Source organism: Cardinium endosymbiont of Philonthus spinipes (assembly GCF_964030745.1).
Lineage (GTDB): Bacteria > Bacteroidota > Bacteroidia > Cytophagales > Amoebophilaceae > Cardinium.
Genome location: NZ_OZ034918.1, coordinates 520,531 through 535,722, shown reverse-complemented (window position 1 = coordinate 535,722; position 15,192 = coordinate 520,531). Strand labels below are relative to the sequence as shown.

Annotated in this window: 11 protein-coding genes and 1 tRNA gene; 6 read left to right on the top strand and 6 right to left on the bottom strand. The window is 39.1% G+C overall.

Annotated features, from left to right (window positions below; translation table 11 throughout):
- Nucleotides 1-72: 72 nt before the first annotated feature.
- Nucleotides 73-146: transfer RNA gene (locus AAHM81_RS02340), tRNA-Ala, on the bottom strand.
- Nucleotides 147-252: 106 nt separating this feature from the next.
- Complete coding sequence (locus AAHM81_RS02335) at nt 253-1,746, bottom strand: glycine--tRNA ligase (protein ID WP_342265748.1); 1,494 nt, start codon at nt 1,744-1,746, stop codon at nt 253-255.
- 219 nt (nt 1,747-1,965) lie between these two features.
- On the opposite strand from AAHM81_RS02335, the gene AAHM81_RS02330 reads away from it, so the two are divergent.
- The 6 genes from AAHM81_RS02330 (at nt 1,966) to AAHM81_RS02305 (ending at nt 7,605) form a co-directional block, all read left to right on the top strand.
- Nucleotides 1,966-2,715, top strand: a complete 750-nt coding sequence (locus AAHM81_RS02330) for a UDP-2,3-diacylglucosamine diphosphatase (RefSeq protein WP_342265747.1) — start codon at nt 1,966-1,968, stop codon at nt 2,713-2,715.
- Between the two features lie 122 nt (nt 2,716-2,837).
- Complete coding sequence (locus AAHM81_RS02325) at nt 2,838-3,869, top strand: rod shape-determining protein (RefSeq protein WP_342265746.1); 1,032 nt, start codon at nt 2,838-2,840, stop codon at nt 3,867-3,869.
- A 261-nt stretch (nt 3,870-4,130) separates the two neighbouring features.
- The gene (locus AAHM81_RS02320) at nt 4,131-4,709 is read left to right on the top strand and encodes an adenylate kinase (protein WP_342265745.1); all 579 of its coding nucleotides are present in this window, start codon (nt 4,131-4,133) and stop codon (nt 4,707-4,709) included.
- Nucleotides 4,710-4,714: 5 nt separating this feature from the next.
- Nucleotides 4,715-5,731 (top strand): GTPase ObgE, encoded by a 1,017-nt coding sequence (gene obgE / locus AAHM81_RS02315; protein ID WP_342265744.1) that lies wholly within the window; start codon nt 4,715-4,717, stop codon nt 5,729-5,731.
- Between the two features lie 49 nt (nt 5,732-5,780).
- Entirely contained in the window at nt 5,781-7,283 is a 1,503-nt protein-coding gene (locus AAHM81_RS02310) for a hypothetical protein (RefSeq protein WP_342265743.1), read from the top strand.
- A gap of 115 nt (nt 7,284-7,398) precedes the next feature.
- Nucleotides 7,399-7,605 (top strand): hypothetical protein, encoded by a 207-nt coding sequence (locus AAHM81_RS02305; RefSeq protein ID WP_342265742.1) that lies wholly within the window; start codon nt 7,399-7,401, stop codon nt 7,603-7,605.
- 142 nt (nt 7,606-7,747) lie between these two features.
- On the opposite strand, the gene AAHM81_RS02300 is transcribed toward AAHM81_RS02305, so the two are convergent.
- The 4 genes from AAHM81_RS02300 to AAHM81_RS02285 all read right to left on the bottom strand — a co-directional run bounded on the left by AAHM81_RS02300 (nt 7,748) and on the right by AAHM81_RS02285 (nt 15,052).
- On the bottom strand, nt 7,748-8,776 hold the full coding sequence (locus AAHM81_RS02300) for an IS5 family transposase (RefSeq protein ID WP_342264943.1): 1,029 nt from the start codon (nt 8,774-8,776) through the stop codon (nt 7,748-7,750).
- A 338-nt stretch (nt 8,777-9,114) separates the two neighbouring features.
- On the bottom strand, nt 9,115-12,708 hold the full coding sequence (locus tag AAHM81_RS02295) for a sodium:solute symporter family transporter (protein WP_342265741.1): 3,594 nt from the start codon (nt 12,706-12,708) through the stop codon (nt 9,115-9,117).
- 229 nt (nt 12,709-12,937) lie between these two features.
- Complete coding sequence (locus AAHM81_RS02290; protein WP_342265740.1) at nt 12,938-13,546, bottom strand: carbonic anhydrase; 609 nt, start codon at nt 13,544-13,546, stop codon at nt 12,938-12,940.
- Nucleotides 13,547-13,594: 48 nt separating this feature from the next.
- Nucleotides 13,595-15,052 carry a sodium:solute symporter family transporter gene (locus tag AAHM81_RS02285; protein ID WP_342265739.1) on the bottom strand — a complete coding sequence of 486 codons (1,458 nt, stop codon included), beginning with the start codon at nt 15,050-15,052 and terminating at the stop codon, nt 13,595-13,597.
- Nucleotides 15,053-15,192 lie beyond the last annotated feature (140 nt).

Genomic DNA, 15,192 nt, shown 5'->3' with positions numbered 1-15,192 from the left:
GGTATAAGCTTTATCTGGTAGGCTGCTTTTGAGGTGTTACGCCTGTATAAGCACCCCTCAAAAGAAGTCCAGTGGAGAATGGGGGACTCGAACCCCCGGCCTTCTCGATGCCATCGAGACGCTCTAGCCAACTGAGCTAATCCCCCTAGCAATAGAAATCATACAACGATACCAATATTTCTTAAATAAATCAAGTGTAGTCTAGTTTTTTAACTATATTAGCCCTCTTCTGAAACCTATTTCTAATGGCTTTCAAAATCGGGCTAGTAGTGATTTTATACTGGTTGTGGCATGCAAGTGGTCCGCTATTTCAGCAATGTTACAGCGACGTTGCGTCATGGAATCTCGTTCCCGTATGGTCACGGTTTCATCTTCTAGTGTTTGGTAGTCAATGGTAATACAGTAAGGTGTGCCGATGAGATCTTGTCTGGTATATCGTTTGCCAATCGATTGTGCTTCTTCATAAATCAGCGGAAAGTCATATTTGAGCTGATGGAAGAGCGCTAGGGCCTTCTCGGCTAAGCCATCCTTTTTAACCAGTGGAAAAATAGCTGCTTTAATAGGTGCTAGAGGAGGTGGTAGCTTTAAGTAGGTTCTGTGCTCTTTTTCCTCTGTTGGGTTATTCGTTTTGGTTAAAGCATTGCTCAACACCATTAAAACCAATCGGTCAAGACCTGCAGAAGTCTCTATCACATATGGTGTATAATGCTCTTGCAAATCAGGGTCAAAGTATTGTAATCGCTTTTTAGCATAATGTGCATGGCGCTTTAGGTCAAAGTCTGTTCTAGAATGAATGCCTTCTACTTCTTTATAGCCAAATGGGAATGCATATTCAATGTCAACCGCAGCTGTTGCATAATGTGCCAATTGCTTGTGGGGATGTAGGTTGAGTTTTTGTGGCTCAATGCCTAGGCTACTATACCAATTTTTACGTGTTTCTTGCCAATATTCAAACCACCTTTTTTCTGTTCCCGGTTGAATAAAAAACTGCATTTCCATTTGCTCAAACTCACGCATACGGAAAGTAAATTGACGTGCTACAATCTCATTGCGAAATGCTTTTCCAACTTGGGCGATGCCAAAAGGAATCTTCATCCGTGCTGTTTTTTGCACATTTAAAAAATTGACAAAAATACCCTGGGCCGTTTCTGGACGCAAATAAATAGTTGTCGCGTCATTTTGTGCACCTACTTGAGTGGAAAACATAAGGTTAAATTGACGTACAGGCGTCCAATCAGTAGTCTTAGATAGGGGGCATGCGATAGCGAATGTCTCCAGTAGTTGATCTAACCCAGTTAGGTTGCCAGCCTGTAAACAGGCCTCCATCTCTTCTATTAAAGCTTGTGCTTGCGTAGCCTGACCTTTGGCGATTAATTGCGCGGCATGTTCCTCTATCAGTATATCGACCCGATACCGCTTTTGAGAATCCTTATTGTCTACCATTGGATCTGTAAACCCATCTATATGGCCAGAAGCCTGCCAGGTAGTAGGGTGCATCATAATGGCCGCATCAATCCCTACAATATTTTGATGCAATTGGGTCATGCTTTGCCACCAAAAGTTTTGTAGATTTCGCTTTAGCGCTACGCCATAAGGGCCATAATCATAAATCGATTGCAGGCCATCATAAATTTCACTGGATGGATAGATAAAGCCATAGGCTTGTGCATGTGCAATCAACTCTTTGAGTGTATGGTTGGCATCATCTAAATTGAGTTGATCTAAAGCAGGATCTGTAGTAGACATTTATCTATTTGGTTAGGATTGATTGAGCGCTTCATAGAAAGCTTTTGCTAGGCTTGCTAAAGTAGGCCTTCTGATGACCTTTATTGCTGCAATCCAAAGCTAATATTTTTTTTAAATAAATTTAAAACCTAGGCTGCTGCCACTTAAGCAATTTGCCCATTTAAATATATTATTTAGTTGAGCTTAAGCTTAAAAATATATATTCTTTATTTTACAGCTTTGATACAGATACAAAAACTAGAGCAGAAAATCTTTTTTATATCAGATTTGCATTTACCTCTTCGGCCCAGTGGGGTAGCCATATCTCCCCAGTTAGAGGATAAAGTCCTAGACTGGTTGGATTATATACAACCACAAGCACAAGCGCTATTTTTACTAGGAGATATTTTTGATTTTTGGTTTGAGTATAAGCATCTTGTTCCCAAAGGTGCCATTCGATTTCAAGCAAAACTTTGGGAATTTTACAAAGCAGGGATAGCTGTTTATTTTTTTTTAGGGAACCATGATGGGTGGGCCATAGATTATTTAACACAAGAATGTGGTGTTCAGTTGTTTAGAGAACCAGCATCTATTACCATTGCTGATAAGCGGTTTTTGGTGGGTCATGGCGATACTTTTCATGCCACCATACGTTATACCCTACTCCGTAGATTATATCATAGTAGTTGGCTCCAATCTTTTGTGCGCGCTTTGCCGCCTGATTGGGTGTATAATAGGGTATACCGTTATCTTGCAAAAAAAAAACGGACGAACCCCTCGTTTTTACAAGAAAAGGACCGTATATTTCATTATTGTAAAGATAAGATAGAACCTTTTAATCACCACGAATTTTATATATTTGGCCATACACATTGTCCATATATAAAGGCGTTGAACCATTCAAGCAGTTATTGTAACCTTGGGGACTGGCTCTTTCATGATACCTATGCTTGTTTTGATGGTGTAACACTTTCACTGCTTAAGTTTTAAGAACATAATGGCGTGGGTGATATTAGGTTTGGTAATCTTTTATTGAAATTTTTAATAGACTTCTTTCGAGCAGTGGCGTTTCCAAGGAAGTCTGGCGCATCAATCTATCACGTTTATCATACATGGGAATTTGGAGTTATTTTTACATGGATATTGCGGTCGATCTAGGAACGGCTAATACTTTAATCATCTACAACGATAAAATCGTTGTAGATGAGCCATCTATTATAGCAATAGATCGGAACACAAATAAAATGATAGCAGTGGGAAAAGCTGCCATGCAAATGCATGAAAAAACGCATGATACAATCAGAACCATTAAACCGCTCAGAGATGGTGTAATTGCAGATTATCATGCAGCAGAGCTGATGATTCAAGGGATGATCAAGATGTTATCTAAAAAAAAGTTGTCGTTTTTCCCCCCATTATTTAATAGAATTATCATCTGCATTCCATCTGGTACCACTGATGTGGAAAAAAGGGCGGTTCGGGACTCCGCTGCCCATACAGGTGCCAAAGAAGTCTATATGATTTATGAGCCTATTGCCGCTGCTATAGGCATAGGCGTTAAAATTGGAGAGCCTATTGGCTGTATGATTGTGGACATTGGTGGAGGCACAACAGAAATAGCGGTTATATCCTTATCTGGCATTGCATGCGATCAATCGATTAAAGTAGCAGGTAACGCTTTCAACAAGGATATACTGGATTATATGCGCAAGCAGCATAACCTAGTGATTGGAGAGCGTACTGCAGAACAAATTAAAATAGCTGTAGGAGCAGTTTGGATGGATTTAGGTGAACCACCAGCTGATTACGAAGTACATGGAAAAGACCTTATGACCGGTATTCCTAAGATTATATCGGTAAGCTACAAGGAGATAGCTGTTGCTTTAGAAGAATCGGCTCTAAAAATTGATGATGCGGTGTTAAAAGCATTGGAAATGGCTCCACCTGAATTGGCTTCTGATATATACAAAAATGGGATTCATTTGACAGGAGGAGGGGCCTTATTGCGTGGTTTAGATAAACGTTTGCATAAGATCACGAAGCTTCCCGTTCATGTGGCAGACGAACCCTTACAAGCAGTGGTGCGGGGTACCGGTACTGCATTAAAAGATATAGAGACCTATCGCAGTGTACTGATGAATTAAGGGGTATTCGCTTTTTAGGTAAACAAGCTGCTGATAAAATATTTAATCCAGTGTTATAGTATGCTTTTTGCCTTTTTACCACTTTCCCATATGATCTGCTTTGCTATGCCCCTATTATAATAGCAATCGAGTAGGGTCCAACGGATATCCATATCTTTTCTATGGAAAGTTTTTAAGTGCTATTTTCAAGCACCGAAAAACCATTATGCGTAACTTTGTATTAATTTTATTTACATTTTTAATCAAAACGCATTCTGATTTATGTTTAACATTATTCTAGTGGGTCCTCCTGGATCAGGAAAAGGCACACAAGCTGAAAGGATGGTTCAAAAATATCGCTTTATACCTATCGCTTTGGGGGCTTTGTTGCGCCAACAAATGGCAGAAAATGGGGCCAATAAATCATTAATTGAAGGATACATCAACAGTGGACAATTGGTACCAGACCATCTCTCCTTTGAATTGGCAACCCAATTGGTACAAGCACATCCTTCTGACACTTCTTTTTTATTTGATGGCTTTCCTAGGACCATTGCACAAGTAACCTTCTTAGAGCATTTTTTAAAGCAATGCCATGCCCAAATAGATGGGGTGATTTTTTTAGATGTACCCAGAAATATTTTGATACAACGGCTTAAGAACCGTGCAACAATTGAGGAAAGGCCTGATGACCAGGACGATATAAAAATTAAAACACGTATGCGCATATACGAAGAAGAAACATTACCCATTGTCCACTATTACAAATCTCAAGGGAAGTTGCATAGCATAGATGGTACACAAAATGTAGATACCGTCACAAAGGCGATTGAAACCATTATTGATGGTCTAAGACCATAACGACTATGTCATTACCCAACTTTATTGATCATGTGAAGCTTTACCTGCGCGCTGGAAAGGGAGGGGCTGGGCTTGTCCATTTTATACGTGCCAAATTTGTTCCAAAAGGTGGGCCAGATGGAGGTGATGGTGGTCGAGGGGGCCACATCATTTTGCGTGGTGCCAAACAATATGGTACTTTACTCCATCTTAAATACCGAAAGCATATCATCGCATCCAACGGGGAGCCCGGTGGTGATAGCTGCAAAACAGGTGCAAGTGGCAAGGATGTGATCATAGATGTACCATTAGGTACAGTAGCCAAAAGAGCAGATCATGAAGAAGTACTGGTAGAGGTGTTGGAAGACAAAAAAAAATATATTTTAATGGAAGGGGGGAAAGGTGGCTGGGGAAATACCCACTTTAAAGCGCCTACCCACCAAACGCCCCGTATCGCTTATCCGGGAGAAGCGGGTATGGAAGACTGGATGGTATTGGAGCTGAAATTATTGGCCGATGTAGGCCTTGTAGGGTTACCGAATGCAGGTAAATCTACGTTGCTTTCGGTTGTATCAGCAGCTAAACCCCGCATTGATAGTTATCCTTTTACCACTTTAGTACCTAATCTTGGTGTGGTAGCCTATCGGGAGGATTATTCTTTTGTAATGGCAGATATTCCAGGGATTATAGAAGGAGCAGCTACTGGAAGGGGTTTGGGCACACGTTTTCTACGCCATATTGAACGCAATGCCATTTTACTATTTATGGTTAGTGTAGAATCTAACGATATCCATGCAAACTATGAACTGTTGCTCAGTGAGCTGGAAGCGCATAATCCTTTATTATTAGCCAAACCAAGGTTATTGGTTGTGTCAAAAATAGACTTACTAGACCAAACAGCACGTAAAACCTTATTCGAAAACTTACCTAAAGAAATAACATGTTGCCCTATTTCTGCTAGTACGGGCGAGGGTATTGCGCGCCTTAAAGACCTCATCTGGGAAAAACTTGCTGGTGGAGTAGCCCAAGGGCTGTCCACGTAACGCATGTAATGCGTTACGAAAGCAGGACGTTGAATATCTAATGGCTACGATGCACAACACAGTTAAAACACTTGGTAAAGAAACCATTATATATAGCATAAGCAACATTATTGTACGCGGATGTGCCTATTTTGCTTTACTACTTCAAACCAATGTGCTGACACCCAGTGCATACAGTATCGTTATAGAATTCTATGGAAGTTATATTGCTTTGGGTCATGTCATCTATGACTTGGCCATGGATATGACCTATTTTAGGTATGTACATATATTAGGCAAACAATATACCTTTAATATAATTGTAACTATATTGTTGGTTACTAGTATTATTTTATCAACCCTACTGATTATATATACGCCACAAATTGCAAGAATCACCAACCACCTAGCCCATATACGTTATTTCTATTATATGACTGGTATTCTTATGCTTGATACGCTACTGATGATTCCCTATGCCCGTTTACGTGTAGCAAAAAAAACCTTGTGGTTGCTGTTGGTGAAATGTTTACAAGCTTTTGCTAGTCTTTTCTTTTCTTTTCTTTTGCTTTGCTGTCCTCTATGTTTGAGATGTATAGAATATTTATTGGATAGTTATTTGAACATAAAGGTAAGTTTCAATGGATTAGATGCCGTTTTTATAGCTAATTTGTTGTCTAGCCTAACCGCTTTAACCCTTCTATTGCCAAATTTTAAGGGATTTCATTTGATTTGGAACAACCGTACCATTCAAACGATAGGAGGTTATGCAGCCACGTCTTTTTTAACAACGCTATTTTTTAGAATGAATGAAACACTTCCGCTCTTGTTGTTTCGAAAATTGGTTCCTAGTAATTTTTATGTCACCCATACAAAGGAAGCAATATTAGGTAACTTTGGCACTTCTTGTAAGCTGACTTTATGTATTACACTAGGGATTCAAGCCTTTAAACATGCTGCAGAACCATTCTTTTTTGCCAACTCAGCACGCAGGGAGGCACTAAAATTATATAGTCAAACGATGCACCTATTTATATTAGCATCCTGCTGCTGTCTATTGCTTTTTAGTGTAAATATAAACTGGGTGGCTAAGATCCTGATTCCAAATGCAGATTATCGTCATACCATTGACACTGTGCCCTATTTAGCATTTGCGCATATCCTTTTAGGTGTTTATTACAACTTGAGTGCTGCTTTTAAATTGAGTGCCCATCCACGATATAACACTTGGATCAGTGCATTGGGTACTTTGGTGATTTGGTGTACGGCATTACTATTGATACCGACACTGGGCCATTGGGGGTGTGTATATGCCTCTATGAGTGGTGCAGTTGCTATGGGGTTACTGGGATACTATATTGGTCAAAAATGTTATCCAATACCTTATCATAAGCATGGTTTTTTATTGCTTTTGGCTACCTTTTTAGCATTGGATAAAGTTTCCTTATGGCGGGCTAAACTAGCGTTTTTAGGAGCAGGATGGGCCTATATTTTCCTACATATAATCATTTTAGCCACCTTTTATATCTTGACCATTAGATGGAAAAAGTCTATTGGCCTTACAAAACAATAAGAGTATCTATTCACGTCACTGGTTAATAATGAATTGTGTTCCACTTTTTTCTTGATAAAAAAGTGGACAAAAAATCAAGCCCTCGGTAAAAAGTGGGGGACCTCACCCCTTACAGATGGAAAAACAGAAGTCGCCCGCTGCGCGGGCTTCAAAGGAATCTGTTTTTCCTAATCATCTGCAAGGGATGAGGCCTATTTCCCCACTTTTTACAGGGGCATTTTTCTACTATGGCCATAGCGTTAAACGCATACGCTACGTTTGGCTGAAAAAGCAAGTGGCTAGTCCATTACCAGCCCCCGCGTCTCTTTCGATAAAAAAATGAGGCCGTTGTGATAGGTTGAAGGTATAATTTTGATTAATCTTCCAGGGTTATTTCCTTGCCATATTTGATGTTATAGTGGTATAAAACTATTTATTTACTGATTTTTTAGTCATTTTCAATCTATTTTGGACACACCATTCCCCTAGATACCTCTTAATATGATGTTTGGGGACCTATATAAGTTATAGGCTATTGCCTCCATAACATGTTGCGTATGGGTTTTAGCAAGGCCTATATATCTGGCTCCTGAGCTACGGAACCAACTTTTAATACTTCCAAATACCCGTTCTACTTTATAGCGCGTTTTAGATACTAATTTATTAAACCGTTTAGCAGTGGGTGATAAAGGATTGTTTCTAGCCCCTTTTTTCTGAATAGCTGATTTTAACTTCTTTTTCTTTAGTAAATTTTCGTTGGGCGACCCGCTATAGCCTTTATCTGCATAGAGTCTGCTGCCTGATTTTAGCCTTACTTTATCCAATAATACCTGTAAATGCCCACTATCATGACTAGATGCTTTTGTGGTACCTACGGCTAGCACCAACCCCTCTTTGCTTTCCACAAGAACATGCCGCTTATAGCCATAGTAGAGATGATGGCCTTTTTTTATCCAACTTGCTTCTGGATCTACTCCTTTTTGATAACTTTCAGCTGTGGTTATGGTTCCATCTTCATGCAGATCGTAGCTTTTTTTACCTTTAGGGCGTCTAGGGGTAGGGGTAATAGAAGCATCTACAGCTGCTGAACCGTTTTGAACCAATACACCATGATCAGATAGCTGATTATTAATGATATGCAATAACTTTTCTAAAGCATTCTTCTCTGTAAGGGTAGTTCTAAATCTACTTAGTACACTATGATCTGGAACAGAACTATCCATCGAAATACCACAAAATCTGCTAAAAGTGATACGATCATTCACTTCTTCTTCGACTGCATAGTCGCTCAAGCCATACCACGTCTGTAGCAATAGCATTTTGAATAGAAGCAGAGGACTATAGGCCGGTTTGCCTGATAAACGTAAACCTTTAGGATAATGTAATCGGAGTGCTTTTTCTACTACTGACCAATTAACTAGCTTGTTGATTTGATCAAAGAAAGTGTGTTTGCACTTACGCTTATTGGCGGAAATATCTGAAAAACTTAATTGCTTAGTTTGCTTGAGCGACATACACAATATTATTAAAAGTTTTAAGCATCAATACCTAAAAAAATCAATAGAATTTAACCTTTTTTTACCTTCTTCTAAAAAATAAAAAGATACTTTTTATGGCAAATCGTAAAGGTCTATTGCAACGGCCTCAAAATGGCGCTCTAGTAAAACACTAACACCTGAGCGATATATTTTTTCAGCGGATTAGAAAATCGTCTGTTTGAAGCCCGCTTGCGGGCTGAGTTCACGATTTTCCCGCTGAAAAATGTATCGATTCAGCTATTTACTATCGGGCCAGACTTTTTATCGAAGGAGATAAGGCGGCCAGCCAGAGGCGTGAATGGATACCAATAAGATTAGTTCACCACCTTTTCTTCCTTACTTTTACAAATTTCTAATGCCTGTTTGGCTGCTTGTTCTAATGCCATCCCTATCTCTGGGCCTAAGTGTGTATGAGCTATCTGCACATCTATGGTTAAGGTTTCTTGCGCCATATACTTAACCTCTGTTAGGCACATATAACCTGCTGCATGGCGCAAATCATAGAGCCGTTCAGCCAGTTTTATAAAGAGCACGGAAAGCTGTACATGATCTTCCTTAAGCGCTTCCTTCAAACGATTCTTAACATAGAGCAAAGAAGGATGGTCTAGCTTTTCCCGTTTGTCTATACCCACTACATTCAATACAAAGGCATAAACGCCCAAGTTATAATGTTCCTTGATGTAAGAAAGAGGCAAACAGGTACGACGAACCAATCCATAAAGTAAAGCAGCATAAATCACTTTAGGGGAGTGAAAAAACCATTCTACCACCAATGCGGCAATGCCTACCGCTCGTACATAAAACAATTGGCCAGAGCTATGTCGTCTAAAGCGAAAATGTTTCCGCAATAATAAAAGCAAACCAGAAATTGTGGCTACATCAATAGGATCTGATCGATGCGAAGACTTACAGACATAGTCATGGAACTGCATCAGGATCATCATTGAATCGGCTTGCTCCTTAGGGGTGATAGGCGTTTCGGAGGTTAAGTAATCTATAGGTAGTTTGATCATCATTTTATCACGAATGGCTGTGACATCAGTAGGCAATACCAATAATATAGCTTTTTCCTTAGCATCAGCCCCATATTCCATATAACCGTAATGGGAAGCCACAATACTGGCTATTGTTTCCCGCTGAAGGTCTAACGATGGTGGCATTTCTTGTTTGCTTTGTACGCCCATACCATCTACCACATCATCGTAGACTGCTTTGATGGTTGGAAGTGTTTCAGGAGGCATACTAAGGTCGCTTATCACTAGCGCAATAGCTTCGAACGAGATGCAAGAAGGAGGGCGATTATTAAAAGGATCAACCTGTTTAAACCGCAAAGAGGTGGCATGGAGCTGTATACGAATAAGTGGTGCGTTGGTTCCATCCAACCTACCACCAACTTGTAAAACAGCCTTAACCAAGGAATAGACTACTTGATGGATATCACATACTATATAGGAAACAACCGGATCACCAGCCTTCTTGATGCACTCTAGAAACAGCCTAGGTCGGTGTGTAACCTCTTGAGACAACGCAACCTCTACTTTTCGAATCAGTTTATCTAAGGTAATTTTAGTAGGCTGCAACAATGCATGGTCTTTGGCCTTTTCTTTTTTATTGAAATAGGCTACCCAATCATAAAACTTATTGATAATACTTTGAAAATCCTTTTTATAAAGGGGCATGTTGTCATCTAAAAAGGAGATGGATTCCTCTACTTTTCCTACTACTTTCGCTAAAATAGAACCGTTGCCGTTAGGCTGGGTGCCAGCAGTAGCAAGTATAGCTGAATTATAGAGCGATTCCTTGAACTTACGGGATGTGTGCATTTTTTCTCTACGCCTTAAGTAGGTTACTTGGTTGGCGTAACGATTATTCTTGGCTTTAAGGTAAACAAAAATGGTAAAGATAAGTAAGCCCAATCCCAAACAGAGCAACAGTAGCAATACCACACCTGCTGGTGACAATACCAGCACCAGTGGTTTGGTACAATAAATAGCACTAAGGTAGATCATCATGAATAGGGTAACCATTAAAAATCCCACACCCAGATATAGTGGCAGCGTCAACAAGGCAACTGCCAAATGGGCCAAAGATAAGCCTAGGGTTAAGAATAGATTGGTGCCATGCCACCAATGCCATAGCACGTTAATGGGAAAGCAGAAAGATAAGCCAATTAGCCAAAATAGGCCAATAACCCAATCCTGAATCGGTTTTGTTTTTTCTGATATAAAGGTACTATACCCTAAAAAACAAATGCCTACTAAGAGCTGCGCGATAAGCCAACCACTATGCTCGGTAATAGAGGCTATAAAATAAGCCAGTAAATTACTGATGATAATATAGAATCCCACGCAAGTTAACGTGGCATGCTTGGGTTGTAACTTAGCTAGGGTATCTTTTTTATTGGTCCAAGCGTTTTTCATTGTTTCTTTTCGTTCTGCTTGCTTACGGGCATTTTCTTGTTGCATTTGATGAACCATATGATCCTGCTGAGGCCGAGTCCAGCCAGTATTTTTCGGTTGTTTCAATAAATAATGGGCAGCCATCATGGCTAAAGCATTGGCTAACATAGCAATAAAGGAACCATCCATGGATGTAGACGGTTCGACCCACTTATTCCAGGATAAAATCGTCAGCACACCTACAGCCATACCGATTAAGGCGGTACGGGCACTACCTCGAAATCCAAAAACAGCTAGGATAAAAGGAGCAATCACTATCGGAACATAGCAATTCAGGGCCCAGTACATCAATATCAATAAATCATTACAGTAAAAAGTCAATACCATGGCCAATAACCCTATCACTAATGTGGCCCATTTGGCCAACTTAAGTTGGTTAACCTGGGCAAGTTTTTTGCCTCTACCTATATGCTTTAGGATGTCATGGCTAATCATCACCGCAGAGGAGTTTAAATTAGAGTCAGCTGTAGACATAGCCATAGCCAATAAGCTGATAGCCAGAAACGATTTAAAGATAGGCGGCACACCATTCACTATATAAATCCAGATCTCTTTACCTACTAAGTTAGGTGCTCCTACAAAAGCCAATACGCCTACTAGGAGTATAAAGCTCCATATAATGGCACTACAAATAGTCACATAAGTAAAAACTTTTTGAGCTTGGAGTGGACCGGAAGCCATGTAGACGCGTTGTATAATAGATGGGTACATGCGAGCTATTAAAAAAGATAGAATCAATGACAACATGCTCATAAGCTTCTTATTACACTGAAACAAGCTACTAAATTGAAATTTAGTAGTATGGTTATGTAAAAATGAAATGATTTCTACAGTTGACTTTCCAGTTTTAATAAACATAAACCAAGCAAGTAGCGGAATAATGATTGCAAAGGTTATAAACTGTAATACATCAGTGAAGGTAACCGCACGCACACCTCCAAAGGCGGAATAAAAAATAAGCACTAAAGTAGAGATGATAGCTGCCATACGATCGTCAGCTGTATCTATACACATAGTAATAGCCTTGGACATTGCACTAATCTGCATAGTAATAGCAATTACAGAGCCAACCACGCTAACCAGGGCGACCATAATCCTTGGATATTTACCATAAATGGAACCTATCGTTTCTGCCATAGAGAGATGCTTCAAAAATGGCCCCATTCGTAAGGCTAATTTCCCAATAAGATATGCATCAAAGCAAGTTAAAAAAGTAATGACTATCCACCACAGGCCAAGGTTATACACACATTCTACAGTACGTAGTAATCCTCCTCCACTATAAGCAGTAGCCAATACCGTGGCTACTAGAGTAGCTGTAGCAAACTCTTTATTCCCAACAGCATGTTCTCGAAAGGTGGTTTTTCTTCTACTAAAATAGATGCCTACTACTAAGGTTAATACTAAAAAAGCCCCTACTATAATCAGTGGTATGTTAAAGCATGTCATAAAACATAGTGTTAAATCAGTGAAGAATATTTATACAAGAAACACAAATTGTATAGTACAAATTTTTATATGAAAATCAAAAAAAGAAAGGTAAGTGAACTGGTTGTTGGTTGGTAATAATTTTTTTTGTTCTGATTTAGAGTGTAAAATTTATAGATTGTATATAGATATGTATATATTGAATATATACAATGGATCTATTATTTTTTTCTATGCTGTATCAAATGTATCAAACCAATAGTGTTTGATAGGATTGGGTATCCTTAGTGTAAGTATAAATTTGTCCTGTTTGAATATCAAAGAACCATAAATGAATTGTAAGTTTTCCGGTTTGTGTTCTTGCTTTAATCCAGGGAAAGGTGATGCAGTTTTCATAGGATTGCGCTAAGGACAATTTAGCATAATCATCTGCTTGATGGTTTTTAAAATTAGGCGTTTTGATTAAAGAAACCCAATTGGTAATGAAATCATCTTGCTTTACATCTCCATTTTCTAATAAAGCCTTTATTCCTCCACACTGGCTATGGCCCAGTATAATTAAATGAGCTATGTCAAGGAGACAAATACCAAACTCTAAAGCAGCACTTGTGCCATGATGTCCTTTGTCTTGCTCATAAGGAGGTACAATATTGGCTACATTACGCACCACAAATAAATCTCCCGGATCACATTGTAATATTAAAGCGGGATCTACTCTAGCATCACAACAGGCGATCACCATAATTTTAGGCTGTTGTCCATTGCGATGTAAACTATGCATAATAGATGGATCAGCATCAACATATTTATTTCTAAATGCTTTGTAACCTTGCAATATTTTTTTAAAATCATCTTCCATAGATTTGTTTAGGTTTAAATGGCTATACGTATAATGCTATCCTTTCTACTAATATAACTTTGGTTGATGGTTTTCATTTGATTGTTTTGTCTGCTTTAGCTCCTTCTTCGGTCGTGGAAAAAAATAATGGGCCACCATCATAGCTAGACAATTGGCTACCATACTAGGGAAAGCACCATTGATGTGTGTAATAGGCTCTACCCATTTATTCCAGCTCCAAATAGCCAATATGCCTGCGGCCATACCCATCAAAGCAGTTCGGGAGGTACCACGAAAACCCAAAACAGCTAAAATAAAAGGGGCGATTGCTATAGGTATAAAACAATCCAAATGTAATTTGCATAACTCCATTAAATCACTGCAGTGGGTGTTGAGTAACATAGCAACCAGCCCCATCAACAAAGCTATTAGTTTAGCCAATCGAATCTGATAACGATAGGGTATCCATTTTTGATCCATCATACCTTCTACTATATCATGACTAAACAGGACAGCAGGCGTATTTAAATAAGTGTCCGCTACAGACATCGCTGCAGAAAGCAGGCTAATGGCGACAAGCCCTTTTAAAGCGGGTGGCATGCCGGTTACTATATAGCTCCAAATTTCTGTTAAAGATAACGTTGGAGCAGCTGAAAGGAGAATCAAAGAAAATAGTAAAATAAAAAACTTCATAATAGCGCCAAAAATACCAGTATAGAAGAAGACACTGCGCGCTTGAAAGTGATCAGAAGACATATATACTTTTTGCATCATCAAGGGTTGTATACAGGAAACTTGATTGGCCAAAAATAATGATAAGATGGCCGGTGCATTAAAGTCTGAATGGGATAGGTTGTTCAAATGATTTTTTGCTTGACTCATAAATAACCTACCCAGTAGTTCTAAGAGCGGCTCGTCCATGCGCATAGACATCCAACAAGACAAAATTAAGGGCGTAATTAAAAAGGCAACCAGTTGCCCAATATTTGTTAAGCTAAACACACGCATCCGCCCAATGACTGTATAGCAACCAAGGAGCAAAATGGTCAAAAAAGTCACTATTCTTGGATCAACCCAATCTAAACAGATATTGATTGCTAAAGAGATGATATTCATTTGAATAGCGACCACCACAGTAGCGCAGCAAATATTGGATAATGATGTAATAATCATCGGATATCTACCATAGACATTCCCTATTGTCTCTGACATAGACAAGTTATGCATAAAGGGGCCCATACGTAATGCCAAACAACTGACAATCCAAAAGGGTATGCAACCACTCAAAAATTCGAAAATGATCCAAGGAAGACCAAGGTGATGCACTTCTTGTATGGTACGTACTATTAATCCACTTTCAAAAAAAGTAAATAGTAAAATGTAAACCAAAAGAGGGGTGTCATGCTGCTTGGTGCTTACACTATAGTCCCGAAATGTAGTGGGGATAATAGACAAGCAGGATACAAAAATCCACTCAAATAATAAAAAAGCTGCCACCATCAAAAGTGGTATATATAAGGATAGCATAAATAGATATAGATATATAGAAAGTCATTACTAAGCTGGAGCAAACTTCATTCTAGGTATTTTACATGATAAAAACAATAAACCTCTGTTAAAACCGATTTGTGAGCGGTCTAATCCTCTTTTCTAATTATCTTTATCTA

Bases quoted from the DNA above. Each gene is read 5' to 3' on its own strand.
- AAHM81_RS02335 (WP_342265748.1), bottom strand. From the start codon at position 1,746: ATGTCTACTACAGATCCTGCTTTAGATCAACTCAATTTAGATGATGCC.
- AAHM81_RS02325 (WP_342265746.1), top strand. From the start codon at position 2,838: ATGGGAATTTGGAGTTATTTTTACATGGATATTGCGGTCGATCTAGGA.
- AAHM81_RS02320 (WP_342265745.1), top strand. From the start codon at position 4,131: ATGTTTAACATTATTCTAGTGGGTCCTCCTGGATCAGGAAAAGGCACA.
- obgE (WP_342265744.1), top strand. From the start codon at position 4,715: ATGTCATTACCCAACTTTATTGATCATGTGAAGCTTTACCTGCGCGCT.
- AAHM81_RS02310 (WP_342265743.1), top strand. From the start codon at position 5,781: ATGCACAACACAGTTAAAACACTTGGTAAAGAAACCATTATATATAGC.
- AAHM81_RS02305 (WP_342265742.1), top strand. From the start codon at position 7,399: ATGGAAAAACAGAAGTCGCCCGCTGCGCGGGCTTCAAAGGAATCTGTT.
- AAHM81_RS02300 (WP_342264943.1), bottom strand. From the start codon at position 8,776: ATGTCGCTCAAGCAAACTAAGCAATTAAGTTTTTCAGATATTTCCGCC.
- AAHM81_RS02295 (WP_342265741.1), bottom strand. From the start codon at position 12,708: ATGACATGCTTTAACATACCACTGATTATAGTAGGGGCTTTTTTAGTA.
- AAHM81_RS02290 (WP_342265740.1), bottom strand. From the start codon at position 13,546: ATGGAAGATGATTTTAAAAAAATATTGCAAGGTTACAAAGCATTTAGA.
- AAHM81_RS02285 (WP_342265739.1), bottom strand. From the start codon at position 15,052: ATGCTATCCTTATATATACCACTTTTGATGGTGGCAGCTTTTTTATTA.